Below are 20199 nucleotides of genomic sequence, written 5' to 3'. Positions count from 1 at the left end.
CACGTGCGCGGGGTGGGGCGTGCCGGTCGGGCACGGGGAGGCGGCGGTCGGGTCCGCCGCCTCCCGGCCGGGCTACTTCGCGTTCGCGGTGTCGAGCGCGTCCTGCAGGTTGGTCTGCAGGTCGCCGAGGATCGACTCCGGGTCGCCGGTCGCGAGGCCCTCGAGCGCCGAGTTGAAGTCGGTGATGACGGTCGCCGCGCCGGCGAAGGCCACGGGGCTCACCGCGTAGTCGTTGCCGGAGACGAAGGCGGCGTTCTCGGGGTACTTCGTCGCGTACTCGGCGGCTCCGGTCTCGGTGGAGGGGATGACTCCGAAGGCGTCCGAGAAGGCGAGCTGCTGCTCGTCCGAGGTCAGGGCCGACACGAGCGACTCCGTCTTCTCGGCCGTGGCGCTGCCGACGGGGATGCCCCAGCAGTTGCTGAAGGTGAAGGTCGACTTCCCGCCGGGGCCGGCGGGGAGCTCGGCGACGCGGTAGTTCACGTCGGGGTAGTCGGCCGCGAGCGCTCCGTTGATCCACGGGCCCTCGATGACCATCGCCGCCGCGCCCTTGCCGAACGCCTCGCCGGACCAGCCGGAGTCGAGCGCGGCCGGGAACTTCAGCACGCCGTCGGTGAGCAGCGTCTTCACCTCGGTCAGGCCCGCGACGTTCTCGGGGGTGTCCGCGGTGACGGTGGTGCCGTCCTCCGAGAGGAGCGATCCGCCGGCCTGGTTCATGAAGGTGCCGATGCGCGCGTACTCGGCGCCGAAGGAGAGCCCGGTCACTCCGTTCGCGGTCAGCTTCGTCGCCGCCGCCTCGAGCGAGGCCCAGTCGGTGGGGACGTCCGCGTCGGTGAGGCCGGCCGCCGCCCAGAGGTCCGTGTTGATCACGAGGCCGAGCGTGGAGAAGTCCTTCGGCTCGCAGTAGAACCGGTCGTCGTAGCTGAACGCGTCGCGCAGCGCCGGGTAGAAGGCGCCGGCGTTCCCGGCGTCCTGGGCGTACGGCTCCAGGTAGCGGTTGCTCGCGTAGGTCTGGAACTGGTCCCAGCTCATGTAGAAGAGATCGGGCGGGTTGCCGCCGGAGAAGCCCTGGCCGAGCTGCTGCGTCAGGTCGCTGGCGGCGACCACGTCGACCGTCGTGCTGTTCTGCTCGCCCCAGGCGTTCACGGCGTCGGTGACGGCGGTCGTCTCGGCGTCACCGGACGAGCCGATCATCACGGTGAGGGCGGAGTCGCCGCCCGCGTCACCGGAGTCGGAGCCGCTCGAGCAGGCGGCGAGCGGGAGCAGCAGGCCTCCGGCGAGGATCGCGGCACCCCAGCGTGCCGCGCGGTGGGTGGGGGTCATGGTCTGGCCTTTCGTGGGGAGGGGCGCCGGTCGGAGTGACGGCGCCTCAGTCGGCGGGGTGGTGGAGGGGTGTGCGGAGCACGAGGTGGGGCTCGATCAGACGGTGGGCCTCGCCCGGAGCGAGCGAGCGGTGGACGACGTCGTCGCCGCGCTCGCCCAGCAGGAGCTCGAGCGCGCCCGCGGCCACCGCGTCGAGGTCCTGCTCGATGCTCGGCAGGCCGACGGCCGCGGCGACGGGAGTGTTGTCGAAGCCGACGATCGGGAGGGAGGGCCGACCGACGGCCACGGCGGCCATCGAGGCGCCGAGCGCGAGCGAGTCGGATACGCAGACCAGCCCGTCGAGCTCCGGGGTCGCGCGGAGGAACTCGATGGCCGCGATCCGGGCCTGCTGGACGTCGTCCTCGGAGGAGGCGGCGAGCAGTGGCGCGTCGCGGAACCGCTCGCGGTGCACCCGCTCCCAGCCGCTGCGGCGGTCGTCGCCGGTCGCGGATCCGCTCGGCCAGCCGAGGAAGCCGATGCGCGAGCAGCCGCTGTCGGCGAGGTGCGCCGTGGCCTGGGCGAGCCCGGCGGCGCCGTCGACGTCGACCCAGAGGTGCTGCGGGTCGTTGCGGTCGTCGACGCCCCAGGGACGGCCGAAGGTGACGAAGGGCACGGCCTGCTCGATCAGCCAGGCGGTCCGGGGGTCGCCGTAGAAGGTGGAGGTGAGCACGAAGGCGTCGACGTCGGCTCCGTCGCGGAGGCGCCCGATCCGCTCGATCTCCTCCTCCGGGCTCTTCGCCGTGTAGAGGAGGATGCGCATGCCGCGCGCGTCGGCCTGCTCGGTGACGGCGTGGAGGAAGCGGTCGAGCAGGCTGCCGGAGATGCCGTCGAGCACGCGGTCCATCCGGACGCCGATGGTGCCGGACTTGCGGGTGCGGAGGCGGCGGGCCGAGGCGTGCGGCCGGTAGTTGAGGTCACCGATCGCCTTCTCGACGCGCTCGCGGGTGCTGTCGCGGACGATGTGCGGGCTGTTGAGCACGTTCGACACGGTCTGGCGCGAGACGCCGGCGGCACGGGCGACGTCCTCGACGGTCGGCAGTGCCATGCGTCCTCCTCGACGTGCTCTTGATCGTTCCAACCCGGCGGGATCCACCGGTTTGATCGATCAAATCCTTCGGTAAGGTTACCTCCGACGACGCCGCTGTCAACCGTCCGCCACGCTCCGGCACTCCCGGGGCCGGCGGAGGACGATCGGCGGCACGCCCCCAGCACCGACGATCCAGTGAGGAGTCGACCATGACGACCGAGCGCGACGACCGACAGACCCCGCCCCGCCAGCCCCTCCTCCACGACTCCCTCGTCCTGCTCCGCGCACCCGTGCAGCTGTGGTCGGACGAGGCGGGCGAGGTCGGCTCCCGCCCCGTGCACGGGCTCTACCTCGGCGACGTGCGCGTGCTCGCGGGCGCCTCGCTCCGCGTGGGCGGCGCGGCGCTCGAGGCGATCGCGACCGGCCGCGACGGCGCCTCCTCCGCCCGCTTCACCGCGCTCGCCCGCCATCTCGACGACGCCGCCGCGGACCCGCGGATCCGCGTGGTCCGCTCGCGGGAGGTCTCCGCCGGCGGCGTCCGCGAGAGCATCCGCCTCGAGTCGGCGCTCCCCGACGAGGTCGCGACCACCGTCGAGCTGACCCTCGACCCCGACTTCTCGCTCGTGCACGTGGTGAAGGCGGGGCTCCGCGACGAGCCCTCCTTCGCGACCGCTCCGGTGGACGGCGGCCTCGACTGGACCCACGGCCCGGTCCGCGCCGAGCTGCGCGCGCCCGGCGCCTCGATCTCGGGCACGGTGCTCACCTGGAGCGTCGTGGTCCCGGCCCGCGGGAGCGTCGAGGTCGTGTGGCGCGTCGCCGCGGAGGACGCCTCCGCCGTGGTCGCCGCCGCGTCCGGACCGGCCGAATGGGCGGGGACCGCGCTCGAGACCGGCGACTCCCGCCTCGCCTCCTGGTGCCGCGCCGCGCTCGACGACCTCGACGCCCTGCGCATGGTCACCGTGGAGCGCCCCGGCGAGCCCTTCCTCGCCGCGGGAGCGCCGTGGTTCTTCACCCTCTTCGGCCGCGACTCGATCTGGGCGGCGCGGATGCTCCTCCCCCTCGGGACCGGGATCGCCGCCTCCACCCTCCGCGTCCTGGCCGGCCTGCAGGGCACCCGCCACGTCGCGGACACCGCCGAGCAGCCGGGCAGGATCATGCACGAGCTGCGCGCCACGACCCTCGAGATCCCCGGCGAGGGCGTCTCGCTGCCCCCGCTCTACTTCGGCACGGTCGACGCCACCGCGCTCTGGGTCTGCCTCCTCCACGACGCCTGGCGCTGGGGGCTCCCGGACGACGAGGTCGAGGAGCTGCTGCCCGCTCTGGAGGCGGCGCTGCGCTGGCTCCGCGACGACGGCGACTCCGACGGCGACGGGTTCCTCGAGTACGTCGACACCACGGGGCACGGCCTCGCCAACCAGGGCTGGAAGGACTCGGGCGACTCGATCCAGTGGCGCGACGGCACGCTCGCGGAGGGTCCGATCGCGCTCTGCGAGGTGCAGGCCTACGCCCACGAGGCCATGGTCGGCGGAGCGGCGCTGCTCGAGCACCTCGGCCGTGACGGCTCGGAGTGGCGCGAGGCGGCATCGACGCTGAAGGCGCGCTTCGCGGAGGCGTTCTGGATCGACGACGCCGACGGCGGCTACCCGGCGATCGCGCTCGACGCGGCCGGGCGCCCGGTCGACACGATCACCAGCAACCTCGGCCACCTCCTCGGCACCGGCATCCTCTCCCCCGAGCACGCCGCCCGGGTCGCCGAGCTGCTGGTCTCCCCCGGGCTCGACTCGGGCTTCGGCCTGCGCACCCTGGACACCGGCTCGGGCGGCTACTGGCCGCTGTCGTACCACGGCGGCTCGGTCTGGGCCCACGACACCGCGATCGCCGTCACCGGGCTCGCCCGGGAGGGCTTCGGGGCGGCGGCGACGACCCTCTCGCGCGGACTGATCGCCGCGGCCGAGGGCTTCGGCTACCGGATGCCCGAGCTGCACTCGGGCGACCCCGCCGCCGAGGTGCACGCGCCGGTGCCGTACCCGGCGGCCTGCCGACCGCAGGCCTGGTCGGCGGCCGCCTCCGTCGCCGTGCTGTCGGCGGCGCTGGGCCTCGCTCCCGGAGGCGACACCCTGGTCGTCGCGCCGCTCTCGCCCGCGCTCGCCGGGCCGATCCGCGTGGACGGGATCCGCTACCGCGGCTCCGTGGTGCCGGTGGACTGGGACGGCAGGATCTGAGGCGCCGCGCCGCTCAGGGCGGACCGGCTCAGATCAGGCCGGCTCAGGGCAGGCGCGCTCAGGGCAGGCGCGCCACGACCGCGCGCGCGATGCGCCGGCCCGAGCGGTTCGCCCCGATGGTCGAGGCCGTCGGGCCGTAGCCGGCGAAGAAGACGCGCGGATCCGTCAGCGAGGCTCCGTCGGCGACCGCGATGCCGCCCTCGCGCTCGCGCAGCCCGAGCGGAGCGAGGTGGCGCAGCTCCGGCCGGAAGCCCGTCGCCCAGATGATCGCGTCGGCGCGCGTGAAGGAGCCGTCCGGCCAGCGCACGCCCTCCTCCTCGATCGACGAGAACATCCCCCGCTCGTGCAGGAGCCCGCGCTCGATCCCGGCGACCACCCGGCGGGTGCGCTGCACGCCCGTGCCGCCGACGATGCTCGGGAGGGGCAGGCCGGCGCGGGCGGCGCGGTCCTGCTCGGCCACCGCCTCCACCGCCGACTCCATCGCCAGCTGCTCGCCGTCGTGGTAGACCACCGGTCGCCGCGTCGCCCACGTCAGCGAGCGCGCCACCCGCTCGAGCTCCAGCAGGAAGCCGATCGCCGAGGTGCCGCCGCCGACCACGAGCACCTGCTTCCCGGCGAAGTCCTCGGCGCGGACGTACTCGGTCGGGTCGATCTGCACGCCGCGGAAGCGGTCGCGCCCGGGGTAGTGCGGGACGAAGGGCGACCCCCAGGTGCCGGTCGCGTTGACGAGCAGACTCGCGCGCTCGACCGCGCGGTCGGACTCGACGACGAGCGGCGACCCCGTGTCGTGCGGCGTCGCACTCGTGACGCGCCGCACCGACTCCGGACGGCGGATCTCGAGACCGAGCTCCTCCTCGTAGCGCCCGTAGTACTCGCGGACCACGTCCCGTGCCGGTCGCCGGTGATCGGCCGTGCGGAACGAGAGCCCCATCCGCTCCATGCCCGGGAGATCGTGCACGCGGTGCGCGGAGCCGAGCCGCAGGGCCTCCCAGCGGAACTGCCAGGCCCCGCCGGGCTCCGGACCGCGGTCGAGGACGATCAGGTCGCGCCCGGGGACGAGGCCGAGACGGCGCAGGTAGTAGGCCACGGACAGACCCGCCTGGCCCGCGCCGATCACCACGACGGGACGCGGTGGGGCGACGCTGTCCACGGTGCTCCTGACGCGGTCGAGGATGGGCGGCCGTCCGGCAGATCGAGGCCCGGGGTGGCGTGTCCCCCGTCTGCTAAACTACCGCGTAGATTTCAACTTTCCCTGTCTGCTCTTTTCCCCAGCCGGCTCACTGCCCGTCTGGCCTGTCATCGTGAGGGGGTCACCCATGGGGCGCGGCCGTCAGAAGGCGAAGAACACCAAGATCGCCCGTGAGCTGAAGTCGTTCAGCCCGGCGGTCGATTACAGCGCGCTCGAGCGCGAGCTCAGCCACCCGGACGAGCCGGACTACTCGAAGTGGATCGACGCCGAGGACGACGGCGACGACACAGACCTCGTCGAGGAGCCGCACCAGAAGCGTGCGTGACTCCTCCCGTGAATCGGGGCCGCTCCCTCGGGGCGGCCCCGTTTCTCGTGCGGGCGGGGATCCGGCGGGTGAGGAACCCGACCTGGAGCGCGGGTCGCTCGGCTGAGCACGTTCTCCCGCTTTCCGCCACTGAGTGCAGAATGTCGGTGCCCCCTGGGACACTGACCCGATGAGCACTTCCCCGCCCGCACGGCTGCCCGTGTGGCAGTCGGAGCGTCGCGGGAGCGACCTCGACGAGGCGCGCGACTTCTACGCCGGCTCGTACAACGGCTCCGGCTTCCGGGCCGAGCGCTCGGTCGTGCCGTTCGCGTTCCGCTACACGACGACCGGGCCCGGGCCCGTGAGCCTCCACTCCGCCTCCTTCCTCGGCCGGGTGCGCGGCACGGTGGCCCCGAGCGACGTCTACGTCGCCCTCTGGCTGACCGCGGGGCGCGCCTCCCTCGACCTGGGGCGCGACGAGCACCGCCTCGTCGTCGGACGCCCGGCCATGTTCCCGAGCGGCCGGCCCTTCGGCTTCGAGGCCCTCGAGTACCGCGACGCGCTCGTGCACTTCGAGGCCGCCCACCTCGAGGCGATCGCCGCCGAGCTGCACGGCACCGAGCCCGGCCCGCTGCGGTTCGCCCCCGTGGCGCGCGACACGACCGCCTGGTGGGCCGCGATCCGGCTCCTGCGCGACACCCTCGCCTCCCCGCACACGCCCACCGTGCTGCAGCGCGACGGCGTCGCCCGCATCGCCGCGCTCGCCGCCCTGCAGACCTTCACCCACCGAATCGCCCCGCTGCCGGCCGTGCCGCCCTCGGTCAGCGCGCGGCGCCTCCGCAGGGCCGTGGAGTTCGTGCAGGCCAACGCCGACCTGCCCCTCGGAGTGGCCGACATCGCCGACGCGGCCGGGCTCACGGTCCGCGGCGTGCAGCTGGCGTTCCAGCGCGCCTTCGGCGAGACCCCGCGGCACTACCTGCGCGACGTCCGCCTCGAGCGCGCGCACGAGGAGCTCTCGGCCGGATCGGTCGGCTCGCTGGTGGTCGGCGACGTCGCCGCACGCTGGGGGTTCATCAGCGGCGGCCGCTTCGCCCAGCACTACGCGACGCGGTTCGGCGAGCTCCCGAGCGAGACCCTCCGGCGCTAGTCCCGCCGATCCCCGACGGCGGTTCCGCCGAGGGGCGTTCGGGCGTACTGTCCGAGGACCGCCCGCTGCCCCGCGGGCCCGCGTCGATGGAGTCGCGAATGTTCGAACCCGGAGGATCCGCGCGGCCTGTCGCGCGGGTCGGCTACGTCACCGCCGCCCTGCTGGTCGGCGCGATCCTGGTGGGCGGCGCGGTCGGCGCCGCCGTCGCCCTGGTCCTCTACCTGCCCGGCGTCCTCGCCGCCGACGGCCCGCCCGGGCTGGTGAGCTTCGGTCTGCTCATGGGAGCGGCCTCCGGCGCGGGCATCGGAGTCGTCGGAGGCGCGGGAGCGGTCGCCGGCATGGTCGCGGTGCGCGTCGCGAGCCGCCGCGACGGCCCGTTCGTGCTCGGCACCAGCGCGGGCGCCGGCCTCGGCGTGCTGGTCGCCTGCGCGAACCTGCTCGTCAGCCGCGACGCCCCGACCTGGGCGACCGCCCTGCTCGCCACCGCGGCCGCCTGCGCCCTCTGCGCGGCGGGCTCGTGGCTGCTGACCCGGCACGAGCACTCCTGGGAGCGCGCGCACGCCGTACCGCGCTGATCCGCGGCGCCTCCGGAGGTCAGCCCGCGTAGGACCCGACCAGGCGGACCGCTCCGCCGTCGACGCCCTTCGCGCCCTGCTCGAAGCCCTCGAACCCGCGCGTGGCCGTCGAGACGCGGCCCGCGACCCACGACGGGACGCCCGAGCGCTCGAGGCGTGCGATCACGCCGTCGGCCGCCTCCGCCGCGACCACGGCGAACATGCCGATGCCGAGGTTCCAGGTGCCCTCGGTGCTCTCGAGCGTCGCGCCGGACATCCCGGCGAGCGCGCGGAACACGTCGGACGGGCTCCAGCTCGCCCGCTCGACCTCGACCCAGGAGCTGCGCGGCAGCACCCGGGCGAGGTTCGCCGCGATCCCGCCGCCGGTGACGTGGCTGATGGAGTGGACGGCCGGGCCGAGCTCGGCGTCGTCGAGCAGGTCGAGGAGGGGCCGGGTGTAGAGGCGGGTCGGCTCCAGCAGCACCTCGCCGACCACGCCGCCCAGCTCCTCGGAGCGGTCGGTGAAGCCGATGCCGCGCTCGGCGAGGATGTGGCGCACGAGCGAGTAGCCGTTCGAGTGCAGTCCGGAGGAGGCCATCGCCACCACGACGTCGCCGTCGCGCACGCGGTCGGCGCCGCGCACCTGGTCGGCCTCGATCGCGCCGACCGCCGCGCCCGCCACGTCGTAGTCGTCGGGTCCGAGCAGGCCCGGGTGCTCGGCCGTCTCGCCGCCGACGAGCGCGGTGCCCGTCTCGGAGCAGGCGCGCGCGATGCCGGCGACGATGTCGGCGATGCGGGCCGGGACGACCTTGCCGCACGCGATGTAGTCGGTCATGAAGAAGGGGCGGGCGCCGACCACGACGATGTCGTCGACGACCATGCCGACGAGGTCCTGCCCGATGGTGTCGTGCTTGTCGATCGCCTGGGCGAGCGCGACCTTGGTGCCGACGCCGTCGGTCGAGGTCGCGAGGAGGGGGGCTCGGAAGTCGCGGAGGAAGGAGACGTCGTAGAGGCCCGCGAAGCCGCCGACCCCGCCGAGGACCCGGCTGTCGTGCGTCGCCGACACCGCCGACTTCATCAGCTCGACGGCGAGGTCCCCCGCCGCCGTGTCGACTCCTGCGCGGGCGTAGCTGCTCGTCTCATCACTCACGCGACGACCCTACCGACTGCCCTCTCCCGCCGCGGCGCGGATCCGGATCCCGGCCCGGGATCTCCGCCTCTCCGCAGCCGCGCACTCCTCCGAGGGCCCCTCTGCGGCAGCATCGGACGGGTGGAGCTGCAGCGTGCGGGACCGGCGGACGTCGACGCAGCGCGCGCCTTCCTCGCGGCCGCCGACCTCACGCTCGCCGGGATCGACTCCCCCTCCGTGCGCCTCTGGCTCGAGCGCGACCGGAGCGGTCGCGTCGTCGGCAGCACCGGCTGGGAGCCGAGTACCGACGGAAGCCACGCTCTGATCCGCAGCGTGGCGGTGGCCTCGGACCGCCGAGCGTCCGGCGCGGGGAGCCGCCTCGCCCGCCACGCTCTCGCCGACGCCGCTCGGAGCGGTGCCCGACGCGCCTGGCTCTTCTCCCGCAGATCCGGCCCCTTCTGGCGGTCGCTCGGATTCGAGCCCGCCGATCGCGACGAGCTCGCGGCCGCCCTGGCCGCCACCCATCAGGTGCGGCTGTTCACCGAGTCGGGGCAGCTCGGCCGCGAGGTCGCCTGGTCGCGCGCGCTCCGGTCGGATGGCGACGACGGCCCGGCCGATCCGCCGGTCGGCGCCGCCCCGAGCACTCCCGCGACCACGGATCCGCCCACGGCGAACCATTAGGGGATGAGTCCCCCGCGTGCCAGGATGGACCGTCAAACCCCCCTGCTATCCCCTTGGGAGCCCCTCCGGCATGTGCGGAATCGTTGGGATCGTGTCCTCCGGACCGGTCAACCAGTCCATCTACGACAGCCTCTCCCTCCTGCAGCACCGCGGCCAGGACTCGACCGGCATCGCGACCGCCGACGGCAGCACCCTGCACATCAAGAAGGCCGCGGGACAGGTCCGCGAGGCGTTCCGCACCCGCGACATGCGCTCGCTGCTCGGATCCATGGGCCTCGGCCACGTGCGCTACGCGACGAAGGGCAACGCCGAGCGCGAGGAGGAGGCCCAGCCGTTCTACGTGAACGCGCCGTACGGCATCATCCTCGTCCACAACGGCAACCTCACGAACACGCGCGAGCTCACCGAGGAGCTCTTCCGCATCGACCGCCGCCACCTCAACACCACCTCCGACACGGAGCTGCTGGTCAACGTGCTGGCGAACGAGCTGCAGGCCTCGATGTCGGGCCGCGACCTCGACGCCGACGAGGTGTTCGACGCCGTCGCCCGCGTGCACGAGCGCGTCGAGGGCTCCTACGCCACCATCGCGCTGATCGCCGGCGTCGGGCTGCTGGCGTTCCGCGACCCCTTCGGGATCCGCCCGCTCATCGTCGGCCGCCGCAGCAACACCGGGGCGCCGGACGACTGGGTCGTCGCCTCCGAGTCGCTCGTGCTCGAGGCGCAGGGCTTCGAGATCGTCCGCGACGTCGCTCCCGGCGAGGCGGTCTTCATCACCCCCGACGGCCGGATGACCAGCCGCCAGTGCGCGAAGGACCCGCGACTCATCCCGTGCTCGTTCGAGTACGTCTACCTCGCCCGCCCCGACTCCGTGATGTCCGGCATCTCGGTCTACGAGGCGCGCCTGCGCCTGGGCGACCGCCTCGCCGACACCATCGCGCAGTACACCCCGGGCGGAGCGATCGACGTCGTCATGCCGATCCCCGACTCCTCCCGCCCCGCCGCGATGCAGGTCGCGCAGAAGCTCGGGATCGAGTACCGCGAGGGCTTCTACAAGAACCGCTACGTCGGCCGGACGTTCATCATGCCCGGGCAGGCGGTCCGCAAGAAGTCGGTGCGGCAGAAGCTCAACGCGATGTCGAGCGAATTCAAGGGCAAGAACGTCCTGATCGTCGACGACTCGATCGTCCGCGGCACCACCTCCAAGGAGATCGTCGACATGGCCCGCGCGGCCGGCGCGAACACGGTCACCTTCGCATCCGCCGCGCCTCCCGTGCGCTACCCGCACGTGTACGGGATCAACATGCCCTCGCGCCAGGAGCTCGTGGCCCACAACCGCCGCATCCCCGAGATCTCGGAGGCGATCGGCGCCGACCAGCTGATCTACCAGGAGGTCGCCGACATGAAGGCGGCGATCCTCGAGGGCTCGGACGTCACCGACCTCGAGACCAGCTGCTTCACCGGCGAGTACGTCACGGGCACCGTCACCCCGGAGTACCTCGACTGGGTGGAGCGCACGCAGCTGAGCTGAGCTCTGCACAGCGCCGGGCGCGGCGCAACGGGTGCCGCGGATCCGTGCGCCCCTCCATGATCGGAGGGTGCGCGGCCCCGCGCGCATGCACCCGAGGAGTCCCCCGTGATCTACCGAATCCTTCCGTTCCTGCTCACCTTCGTGGCCAAGAAGATCTCGAAGTCGCAGAAGGCCAAGCGCGCCGCCGCCAAGCGCCCGACGTCCAGCGCGAGCAGCAGCCGCCGCTCCTCGTCGCGCCGGGGACGCTGACGCCGCGGTCCCGTCCGCGAGCGCCAGCCGCGGGCGGGACCCTCAGCGCAGGGCGGAGTGCAGCGGCCGCAGGGCGGCCCGCCTCCGCCGGCTAGACCCGGTCGGACCCCGTCCGCGGGTCGTCCTCGTCGGACGTCGTCCGCGCGTCGGGCAGGACCTCCTCGGCCACGGGCTCCTCGGCCGCGTCCTCGCGCTCGACGATCCGCTCGGCGGTGGTCCGGACGACCTTCCGGCCGACGACCCGGTCGAGCAGCACCACGACGAGCCCCGCGAGAGCGCCGAACAGCGTCACGAAGAGCAGCAGGCTGAAGCCAAAGACCTGCCCGCGGGAGAAGCCCTGCGTCTCGGGCAGCGCGAAGGTCAGCACGAAGGCCGCGATCGCTCCGAGCCCGACGCCGAGGGTCAGGATGCGCCAGACGCGCGGGGAGCGGCGGACGTCGACCTCTTCGCGGGTGACCTCGGGGCGGGCGGGATAGCTCATGTCTCCATTCTCCCCCGCGCGGGCGAGGGCACGGCACCGTGATCGCTCAGAGCGCGTGCACGAGCCGGCCCGCCTGCGCGCGCAGCTCGCGGACGACGGTGCGGACCGAGAGCCGCTCCGCCCGGTCCGGCCGCATCAGCGCGACGATGTGCCGCACGGAGTTCACCCCGCGGAGCGGCTTCACCACCACTCCCGCGCCGCCCGCCGTGTAGCGCGGGAGCACCGCGATGCCCAGGCCCGCCGCGACGAACGCCTCCGTCACGCGGGTCGACGCGAAGCGCTGCTCCACCCGCACCGCCTCGCCGGACGCGGTCTCGATGTCCTGCATCACGCGCTCGAACGGGAACCCGTCCGGGACGCCGATCCAGGTCTCGCCGACCAGATCCGCCGCCGACACCGTCGCCCGGTCCGCGAGGCGGTGCCCGGCCGGCAGGCCGATGTCGAGGGGCTCGATCATCAGCTCCGCCATCGCGAGGCCGCGACCGGCCCAGGCGCTTCTGCCGGTGGGCGAGTGGGCGAGCACGATGTCGAAGTCGGCGGTCAGGTCGGCGAACTCGTCGGTGCCGGGGTCCGCGTCCTCGCACTGCACGACGAGTCCCTCGACGCTGCGGAGCGCGACCAGCGCGTTCGGGAGGAGCATCTGGCCCGCAGTGGGGAAGGTCGCGATGGTGACCTCGCCGATCGGGTTGTTCTTGAACGTCTGCCAGACGGCGTCGGCCCGCTCGAGCGCGATCGCGATCTCGGTGGCGCTCCGGGCGAGCTCGCGTCCCGCCGCCGTGAGCACCACGCCGCGGCCGGAGCGCTCGATCAGCGGCACGCCGGCCTCGCGCTCGAGCACCTTGAGCTGCTGCGAGACCGCGGAGGGCGTGCGGTGCGTCGCCTCCGCCACGGCCGTGATCGAGCGGCGCATCGAGAGCTCGCGGAGCAGTTCCAGCCGTCGCACGTCCATGTAGAGAAACTACATGTCAAGGCAAGAACAGTTCGATTGTCCTACGGAACACGGGGCCGGACACTGGACGTTGTACACAGCATCCCGGCGGATGGATCAGAAGCCGCCGCAACGAAAGGCAGAACACTCATGAGCATCGCAATCCTCGTCGTCCTCAGTGGCCTCGCCGCATGGGGCACGGTGTCGACGGTGCTCGTCGCCAGCCGCGACGGCTACCGTCAGGTCCCCGCGCAGCACTGAGCCCCGCCGCTCCGCGACAGCACCTCATCGCGTTCCAACGCCGTCTCCCGACCGGGAGGCGGCGTTCTCGCGTCTCCGGGGGCTGGTGCCGCTCCTCGGGGAGCGCCTCCCCGCCGCGGCTCCCGGGGGTCGACCATCGGCTCGCCCCGCACACGACGACGGGCCCCCGACCGGAGTCGAGGGCCCGTCGTCGTGTGCGGTGCGGCTACTTCGCGGCGGTGCGGCGACGCAGGCGCGCGACCGTCATGCCCAGACCGAGCAGCAGAGCGGCGATCCCGGCGGCGAACGCGGGGGTCGCGTCCACTCCGGTCTCGGCGAGGTGGTGCGAGCCGGCGACCGGAGCAGTGGTCGGCGTCGGCGCGGGGCCCGTGGTGGGCGGCGTGGTCGGCGCGGGCGTCGGCTCCGTGGTCGGTCCGGGAGTCGGGGTGCCCGCTCCGGCGCCGGCCGCGACGGCGAAGCCGACGCTGATCTCGGTGCCGGTGGTGTCGAGCACGAACGTCGCGGTGTGCGCGCCGCCCGCCAGGCTCTCGTCGATCGGGACCGAGAACGAGGCGCGACCGGTCGAGTCGTCGGTGACGGCCCGGGTCGGGTCGATCGTCGCGGTGCCGACGACGGTGCCGTCGACGCTCGCGGTCACGGTGGTGTCAGCCGCGGCTCCGGTGCTGAACAGGAGCGAGGAGAGGTCGACGGTCATCGTGTCGCCGACCGCGTACTCGCCCGAGTCCGGGACGTTGTCGGTCAGGCCGATCGTGCGCTGCACGGGGTCGGGGCTGACGGTGCCGAGGTCCTGGATGTAGCCGACGAAGGCGTCCAGGTCGATGCGGCCGGAGTCGGCCGTGCCGGTGCCCTCGGTGAAGGTGCTGAAGCCGTCGCCGCCGCTCGCGAGGAAGCTGCTGGTCACGACGGTGAAGGTCGCGGCCGGGTCGATCGGCTCGTTCTGGAAGAACACCTGCGAGATGCGCGAGCCCTCGGGTGCCGTGGCGTCGAAGACGTAGGTGAGGTCCTTCGAGGTGGAGAGGTTCAGCTGCGGGTGGCTGGAGCTGCCCACCCACTGCTCCTCGAGCAGGTCGGAGATCTGCTCGCCGGTCAGCTGCAGGGTCACCAGGGTGTTCGCGAAGGGCTGGGCGTCGGAGGCCTCGGCGTAGGTGACCACGCCGTCCGCGTCGCCGGGCTGGTCCGGAGTCGCGGTGTAGGAGAGGTCGTCGCGCAGGCCGCCCGCGTTCGAGAAGGCGATCTGCGTGCCGAGCTCACGGGTGGCCCACAGCTGGGCGTCCGAGACGAGGTTGCCGAGGGTCGACTCCGAGCCGCGGTTGGTCGTGGTGCCGTCCGGGCGGTAGGCGCGCGAGATGTCCTCGGTGATGGTGCCGACCTTCACGCTGCCCTCGCGGACGGCGACGGCCTGGGCGTCGGCGACGATGGTCTCGACCTCGGGGTCGGTCTCGAAGGCGCCGACGACGATCGTCTTGGCCGGGTCGTCCGAGGCCGGGTCGTCGACGACCTTCGTCATCGGCACGACCTCGCTGGTGAGCGAGGTGAGCTGCTTGGTCGCCGGGTCGACGGTCAGGGACATGCGGCCGATGTTCTCGGCGTAGCTGCCGGTCTGCGACACGACGGTCGGGAAGGCCCGGCCGGCGTCGATGCCCGCGTCGTACTCCTGGTGGCTGTGGCCCGAGACGATCGCGTCGACGTTCGGGGCGACCGCGTTGACGATCGCGCCGAACTTGGGGTCCGCCTCCGGAGTGTTCAGCTCGGCCGCGTCGGCGTCGGCTCCCTCGTGCAGGAGCAGGACGACCACGTCGGCCTCGTCGTTGGCGGCGTCGCCGTCCTGGAGCTGCGCGGCGACCTCGTTGACGTTCTCGGCGATGGGCTCGATGGAGAGCGTCGAGATCGTGGCAGGGCTGACGAGCTTGCCGAGGTCCTCGGTGATCGCGCCGATGAAGGCGACGGAGACGCCGTCCTGCTCGGTGATCACGTACGGGGAGTAGGCGCGCTCGCCGGTCGCGGTGTCGTAGAGGTTCGCGTTCACGTAGGGGAACGCCGAGGCGTCCACGACGCGGCCGTCGACATCGGCGCGGCCCTGATCGAACTCGTGGTTGCCCAGCGTGCTGACGTCGAGGCCCATCGCGTTGAGCGAGTCGAGCGTGGGGATGTCGCCCTGCACCTTCGACACGAAGGTCGAGGCGCCGATGTTGTCGCCGGCCGAGACGAACAGCGTGTTCGGGTTGGCGGCGCGGTAGGAGTCGACGGCGCCGGCGAGCACGGCGGCTCCGGCGACGGCGCGGTCGGCGGCGAGCCGCCCGTGGAAGTCGTTGATCGAGAGGATGTCGATGGCGACATCGCCCTCGGCCGCCGCGGCGGGCGTGGCGCCGAGGAGGGCCGCTCCGGCGACGGCGCCGACGGCGGTCGCGGAGAGGAGTCGGGTGAGGCCGCGTCGGCCCGGGGAAGTACTGCGCATCGTGAAGGGGACTCCAAGCATCGAGCGGTGGATCCGGAGAGGATTCGTGCCGCGTGAGGGGGTTATTCCCAGACAACCCGACGGCGGAGCCCAGGTCAAACGTTCTGACGACGGCTCGCCGCCGCGTTTACGAGAAGTTAACTCGCCGACGCTCAGCCGACGCGCAGGATGGGGAGGAACGGCGTGAGGTCCGCGCGCACTCCGGAGGCGTGGATCCGCCCGCTCGCGAGACCCTCGCTCCACGGCAGCGAGCCGGTCGCGAGCGGCAGCCAGGTCGCCGCGTCCATCTCGATCACGTTCGGCGGCGTCCCGCGGGTGTGGCCCGGGCCCTCGACGCACTGGGCCGCGCCGAACGGCGGAACGCGCACCTCGACGCTGCGCCCGGGGACGTTCGTCTCGATGATCTGCAGGAGGAACCGCACCGCCGTCGCCGTCGTGTTCCGGTCCGCTCCTCCGGCGAGCGCCGCCCGCACCGCGGACTGCCCGCTCGCCTCGTCGATCCTGCCCTTGGCCATGCATCCATCCTGCCGCCGCCGCTCGCTCCCGGAGGCCTCCCGCGGGGCCCTACCCGGCGTGTCGGCGTCCGCAGCGCCGCCCTGCGGAGGAGGACGTCACAGGGACCAGCCCCGGGGCGGGGCGCCCTATCCTGTCAGGGTGAAGATCCTCGTCCTCGGTTCCGGTGCCCGTGAGCACGCCATCATCACGGCTCTCCTCGCGGAGGAGGAGCACCACGAGATCATCGCGGCGCCCGGCAACGCCGGCATCGCGCGCGACGTCGAGGTCATCCACTTCGACACGAACAGCCCCCGGCTGGTCAGCGACTTCGCCGTGGAGCAGGGCATCGAGCTCGTCGTCATCGGCCCCGAGGCGCCCCTGGTCGCCGGAGTCGCCGACGCGCTGCGCAAGCGCCGCATCCCCACCTTCGGCCCCGACCGGGCCGCCGCCGCACTCGAGGGCTCGAAGACCTTCGCGAAGCGCGTGATGGACATGGCCCGCGTGCCCACCGGCCGCGCGACCCGCGTCTCCACCCTGGTCGACGCCACCCGCGCCATCGACGAGTACGGACTCCCCTCGGTCGTCAAGGCCGACGGCCTCGCCGCGGGCAAGGGCGTCCTGGTGACGGAGTCGCGCAGCGCCGCGATCGCGCACGCCGAGTTCTGGCTGCAGTCCGGCGACGTCCTCATCGAGGAGTTCCTCGCCGGCCAGGAGGTCTCCCTCTTCCTCCTCTCCGACGGCCACGACGTCGTCCCTCTCTCCCCCGCGCAGGACTTCAAGCGCCTGGGCGACGGCGACGAAGGGCCGAACACCGGCGGCATGGGCGCCTACTCCCCGCTCCCCTGGCTCGCCGACCGCTGGGAGAGCGAGCGCGCCTTCGTCGACGAGGTGATCGACACGGTCGCCATCCCGACCATCCGCCAGCTCGAGCGCGAGCGCACCCCCTTCGTCGGACTCCTCTACTGCGGCCTCATCGTGACCGACGCGGGCCTGCGCGTGATCGAGTTCAACGCCCGCTTCGGAGACCCCGAGACCCAGGTCGTCCTCCCCCGCCTCGCCTCCCCGCTGTCCGCGCTGCTGCACGCGGCGGCCACCGGCGCGCTCGCCTCCGTCCCGTGGCCCGCGTTCACGGACGAGGTCGCCGTCACCGTCGTCCTCGCGAGCGAGGGCTACCCCGAGAACGCCGTCACCGGACGGACCATCACCGGACTCGACGCGGCGGCGGACGTCCCCGGCGTCACCATCGCCCACGCGGCGACCCAGCTGGTCGACGGGAGCTTCGTCGCCACCGGCGGCCGCGTGCTCAACGTCGTCGCACGCGGCGCCGACTTCGCCGAGGCGCGGGAGCGGGCGTACCGCGCGCTCGACCTGATCCACCTCGACGGCGGGGTGTATCGGAGCGACATCGCGGCGAAGGTCGCGCAGTAGCGCGACCTCCGACGTGATGTCGGCCACGCCGATCCCTGCGCGGCGTGGCGCGGTCGGCTGGGAAAGTGGCCGGGTCTCGTAGAGCCGGTCACGTTCGGCGCGTCCGAAACGCTCGGCACGCGTTCCGGTCGACGCCTCGAGGGTGGCCGGGGGTGTGAGGATCCGCGCTCGGACTCGGACCTCCGCGACACGGGCTCGCGGCGGAGGTCGGTCGTCTCGCGGGGGGCGGGTCAGGCCAGGGTGCGGAGGGCCTCGGCGAGGTGGGGGTGCGCGAAGGTGAAGCCGGCGTCCTCGAGGCGGGCGGGCACGACCCAGCGGGACTTGAGCAGGAGCTCGGACTCGGTGCGGAGCAGGAGCGTCGCGGGCTCGAGGACGAAGCGCGGAGCCGGCACGCCGATCCGGCGGCCGACGGCGGCGCGGAGCAGCCGGGAGAGCTCGGTGTTGTCGCTCGGATTCGGCGACGCGAGGTTCACCGGCCCGTCGAGGGTCGACTCCTCGAGGAAGCGGATCGACCGGTGGACGTCCTCCACGTGGATCCAGCTGAAGTGCTGACGGCCGCGGGTGCGCCGGTGCTCGTGGTGCACACCGGCCTCGCGGCGCGCGCGCGTCGAGGGCCACGGCCCGTCGAACTGCGGACCGCCGAGGCCGAGCCGCGCCAGCCGCAGCAGGATCGCCGTCGCCGGACCGTCTCCGAGCACGATGGACATCCGCAGCGCCACGCGCCGCACGCCGGGCGTCTCCCCGGCGAAGAACTCCGACTCCCACGCCCGCGCCACGTCGACCGAGAAGCCCTCGCCGAGCACGCCCTCGTCCTCGGTGTTCGCCCGCTCCTCCTCGTGCCGGTAGATCGTGGCCGTGCTCGCGTTCATCCAGACCGGCGGAGGAGTCGCGGCCGCCGCGACCGCCCGGTGCAGCTCCCCGGTGGTCGCCACGCGCGAGCGGAGGATCTCGGCGCGGTTCGCCGCGGTGTACCGGCAGTCGACGCTCTTGCCGGCCAGGTTCACCAGGAGGCGCGCACCGTCGAGCACCCGGGTGATGCCGGCGGTGTCGCCCCAGCGCGCGTCCGGCCCGGAGCGGCCGATCCTCCGCACCGTCCAGCCGTCGGCGGTGAAGCGGCGGGCGAGGTCCGTCCCGAGGAATCCGCTCGCACCGGCGAGGACGACGACGGGGTCAGCGGTGCTGCTCATCGCCCCATCGTGCCGCACGGCGCCGGAGTCACGGGGAGGACTCGTCGCAGGCGCGCTGCCGGGACGCGGAGTGGGTGGAGGCGGGCCTCGATCAGCCGCCGAGCGATCCTGCACCGCGGAGGAGACGCGCCGCGGCGAGCGCCCCGGCCAGCCGCTCGGCGAACCCCGGCGGCACCTCGGCGGGCAGCGCGTCGACCGGCCACCAGGCCACGTCGTCGCTCTCGTCGCTGACGCTCACGGGAGCGTCCGGGTCGGCGATCGCACCGTAGCCCACGTCCCAGTGGCGGGAGCAGCGGCCGAAGCCGTCGCCGAGCGCGTGCCGGTCGAGGTCGAGGGGCAGGACGCCGAGCGGCTGCAGCCGTGCCGCTCCGCTCTCCTCCCGCGCCTCGCGGAGGGCCGCGTCGGCCGTGGAGTCGTCGCCGGGCTCGACATGACCGCCGAGCTGCACCCAGAACCGGCCCTTGCGGTGGAAGCAGAGCAGCACCTGCGCCAGATTCGGCGAGAGCACGAAGCAGCTCGCCGTGACGTGCTCGGGGCCGCCGTCGCGCTCGAGCGCCGACTCGCCGCGCTGCTCGAGGAACGCCAGGTACTCGTCCCGCAGGTCCGCGAGCGCGCCCGCGTCCCACTCCCGCAGCTCGCCCGCCAGCCGCGTCCCTCGCTCCCCCGTCACGCGAAGGACCCTACCCCCCTCCGCGAGCTGCCACTCCGGTGCGCGGCACGGCGTGCGTGGCGTACCGGAGCGGCGTCTCGCGGAGGGAGGAGGGACGGGAGCGTCAGACGGAGAGGCCGGAGAGGCCCTCGCGGTCGACGCGGCGGTGGAAGCGCATGCCGGCGAGACCGCCGAGCACGGCGCCGACCAGCGCGACGACCAGGGCGGCGAGCGCCGTCACGACCGCCGCGGCCGTGGCGTCGCCGGCGTCCAGGGGGATCGTCGGGAAGCCGCTCACCGCGGAGAGCGCCTGGCTGCCGCCGGTGATCGCCGAGACGATGCCCACGACGATCGCGACGACGACCGCCCAGGCCCACACTCCGACGCCCTGCTTCGCTCCGCTGAAGCGGGCCATGCGGCCTGCCACGTAGCCGCCGCAGTAGTAGGCGACGAGGAGGATGACCAGCAGTGCGATCGCGCCCGCCCAGCCGAACGCGGCGGGGTCGGCCGCGAGGTCGCCGGTGACGTCCTGGGTGCCGATGACGGCGGCCCCGATCGCGGTGACGAGGGCGGTCAGGAGGACGGCGAGTCCGGTGGCGGCGAGCCAGCCGAAGAAGGCGCAGCCGATCTTGAAGCCGCCGAAGCGGTCGCGCTCGCGCTGGTGGATGTCCTTGCGCGCGGCCGCACGGGCCTGCTTCGCCTCGGCGGAGTCGGGGTCGACGGGCGCGCGGTGCTCGGGGACCGAGTGCGCGGAGTCGGAGCGGTCCGTCGAGGCGGAACGGTCCGAGGAGGCGGAACGGTCCGGAGTCGCGGAGCGGTCCGTCGCCGCAGCCGCTCCCGTATCCCCCGCGGAGTCGATGCGCGCCGTGCCGCCCGTCGCCGAGCCCTCTGCCCGTCGCGGCAGTCCGCCGTCAGCCGGATCCCTG

Annotated in this window: 19 protein-coding genes; 8 read left to right on the top strand and 11 right to left on the bottom strand. The window is 73.6% G+C overall.

Going from position 1 to position 20199, the window contains the following annotated elements; genetic code table 11:
• Window positions 1-72: 72 nt before the first annotated feature.
• Window positions 73-1320, bottom strand: coding sequence for an extracellular solute-binding protein (locus C5C82_RS09065; protein ID WP_104354932.1), 1248 nt, complete (start codon window positions 1318-1320; stop codon window positions 73-75).
• Window positions 1321-1366: 46 nt separating this feature from the next.
• Window positions 1367-2404 (bottom strand): LacI family DNA-binding transcriptional regulator, encoded by a 1038-nt coding sequence (locus C5C82_RS09060; RefSeq protein ID WP_104353583.1) that lies wholly within the window; start codon window positions 2402-2404, stop codon window positions 1367-1369.
• Window positions 2405-2595: 191 nt separating this feature from the next.
• Between C5C82_RS09060 and C5C82_RS09055 the strand changes: the two genes are divergently transcribed.
• Window positions 2596-4608 (top strand): glycogen debranching N-terminal domain-containing protein, encoded by a 2013-nt coding sequence (locus C5C82_RS09055; RefSeq protein WP_104354931.1) that lies wholly within the window; start codon window positions 2596-2598, stop codon window positions 4606-4608.
• Between the two features lie 58 nt (window positions 4609-4666).
• On the opposite strand, the gene C5C82_RS09050 is transcribed toward C5C82_RS09055, so the two are convergent.
• Window positions 4667-5758, bottom strand: a complete 1092-nt coding sequence (locus C5C82_RS09050; protein WP_104226818.1) for an FAD-dependent oxidoreductase — start codon at window positions 5756-5758, stop codon at window positions 4667-4669.
• Between the two features lie 166 nt (window positions 5759-5924).
• Here C5C82_RS09050 and C5C82_RS09045 point away from each other — a divergent pair, with 166 nt between their 5' ends.
• From C5C82_RS09045 to C5C82_RS09035, 3 genes are all read left to right on the top strand, one after another.
• Window positions 5925-6122 carry a DUF3073 domain-containing protein gene (locus tag C5C82_RS09045; protein WP_097167615.1) on the top strand — a complete coding sequence of 66 codons (198 nt, stop codon included), beginning with the start codon at window positions 5925-5927 and terminating at the stop codon, window positions 6120-6122.
• 169 nt (window positions 6123-6291) lie between these two features.
• Window positions 6292-7248, top strand: a complete 957-nt coding sequence (locus C5C82_RS09040; RefSeq protein ID WP_146085971.1) for an AraC family transcriptional regulator — start codon at window positions 6292-6294, stop codon at window positions 7246-7248.
• A 98-nt stretch (window positions 7249-7346) separates the two neighbouring features.
• Window positions 7347-7823: a hypothetical protein gene (locus tag C5C82_RS09035; RefSeq protein ID WP_104354929.1), complete on the top strand. Its 477-nt coding sequence runs from the start codon at window positions 7347-7349 to the stop codon at window positions 7821-7823.
• Between the two features lie 19 nt (window positions 7824-7842).
• On the opposite strand, the gene purM is transcribed toward C5C82_RS09035, so the two are convergent.
• Window positions 7843-8952, bottom strand: coding sequence for a phosphoribosylformylglycinamidine cyclo-ligase (gene purM, locus C5C82_RS09030; RefSeq protein ID WP_104354928.1), 1110 nt, complete (start codon window positions 8950-8952; stop codon window positions 7843-7845).
• A 120-nt stretch (window positions 8953-9072) separates the two neighbouring features.
• On the opposite strand from purM, the gene C5C82_RS09025 reads away from it, so the two are divergent.
• The 3 genes from C5C82_RS09025 to C5C82_RS17520 all read left to right on the top strand — a co-directional run bounded on the left by C5C82_RS09025 (window position 9073) and on the right by C5C82_RS17520 (window position 11389).
• Window positions 9073-9612, top strand: coding sequence for a GNAT family N-acetyltransferase (locus C5C82_RS09025; RefSeq protein WP_104295678.1), 540 nt, complete (start codon window positions 9073-9075; stop codon window positions 9610-9612).
• 70 nt (window positions 9613-9682) lie between these two features.
• Window positions 9683-11140 carry an amidophosphoribosyltransferase gene (gene purF, locus C5C82_RS09020; RefSeq protein ID WP_104295679.1) on the top strand — a complete coding sequence of 486 codons (1458 nt, stop codon included), beginning with the start codon at window positions 9683-9685 and terminating at the stop codon, window positions 11138-11140.
• 105 nt (window positions 11141-11245) lie between these two features.
• Window positions 11246-11389: a hypothetical protein gene (locus C5C82_RS17520; protein WP_181028791.1), complete on the top strand. Its 144-nt coding sequence runs from the start codon at window positions 11246-11248 to the stop codon at window positions 11387-11389.
• Between the two features lie 91 nt (window positions 11390-11480).
• Here the strand turns inward: C5C82_RS17520 and C5C82_RS09015 are convergent, their stop codons facing one another.
• From C5C82_RS09015 to C5C82_RS09000, 4 genes are all read right to left on the bottom strand, one after another.
• Window positions 11481-11870, bottom strand: a complete 390-nt coding sequence (locus tag C5C82_RS09015) for a hypothetical protein (RefSeq protein ID WP_104354927.1) — start codon at window positions 11868-11870, stop codon at window positions 11481-11483.
• A 46-nt stretch (window positions 11871-11916) separates the two neighbouring features.
• Window positions 11917-12819, bottom strand: coding sequence for a LysR family transcriptional regulator (locus C5C82_RS09010; protein WP_104223768.1), 903 nt, complete (start codon window positions 12817-12819; stop codon window positions 11917-11919).
• Between the two features lie 445 nt (window positions 12820-13264).
• On the bottom strand, window positions 13265-15514 hold the full coding sequence (locus C5C82_RS09005) for a bifunctional UDP-sugar hydrolase/5'-nucleotidase (protein ID WP_181134424.1): 2250 nt from the start codon (window positions 15512-15514) through the stop codon (window positions 13265-13267).
• Between the two features lie 152 nt (window positions 15515-15666).
• Window positions 15667-16029 carry a sterol carrier family protein gene (locus C5C82_RS09000; RefSeq protein ID WP_104223770.1) on the bottom strand — a complete coding sequence of 121 codons (363 nt, stop codon included), beginning with the start codon at window positions 16027-16029 and terminating at the stop codon, window positions 15667-15669.
• A 139-nt stretch (window positions 16030-16168) separates the two neighbouring features.
• Here C5C82_RS09000 and purD point away from each other — a divergent pair, with 139 nt between their 5' ends.
• Entirely contained in the window at window positions 16169-17437 is a 1269-nt protein-coding gene (purD, locus tag C5C82_RS08995) for a phosphoribosylamine--glycine ligase (protein ID WP_104238724.1), read from the top strand.
• A gap of 230 nt (window positions 17438-17667) precedes the next feature.
• Here purD and C5C82_RS08990 read toward each other — a convergent pair whose 3' ends face one another.
• From C5C82_RS08990 to C5C82_RS08980, 3 genes are all read right to left on the bottom strand, one after another.
• Entirely contained in the window at window positions 17668-18624 is a 957-nt protein-coding gene (locus tag C5C82_RS08990) for an epimerase (RefSeq protein ID WP_104354925.1), read from the bottom strand.
• Between the two features lie 91 nt (window positions 18625-18715).
• Window positions 18716-19294, bottom strand: a complete 579-nt coding sequence (locus C5C82_RS08985; RefSeq protein ID WP_258064128.1) for an NUDIX hydrolase — start codon at window positions 19292-19294, stop codon at window positions 18716-18718.
• Between the two features lie 103 nt (window positions 19295-19397).
• Window positions 19398-20199 (bottom strand): hypothetical protein (locus C5C82_RS08980; protein WP_308471854.1); only part of this gene is annotated, 802 nt, incomplete at its 5' end.

This window comes from Rathayibacter sp. AY1D5 (genome assembly GCF_002932515.1).
Lineage (GTDB): Bacteria > Actinomycetota > Actinomycetes > Actinomycetales > Microbacteriaceae > Rathayibacter.
This window is presented reverse-complemented; position numbering and strand designations above follow the sequence as displayed.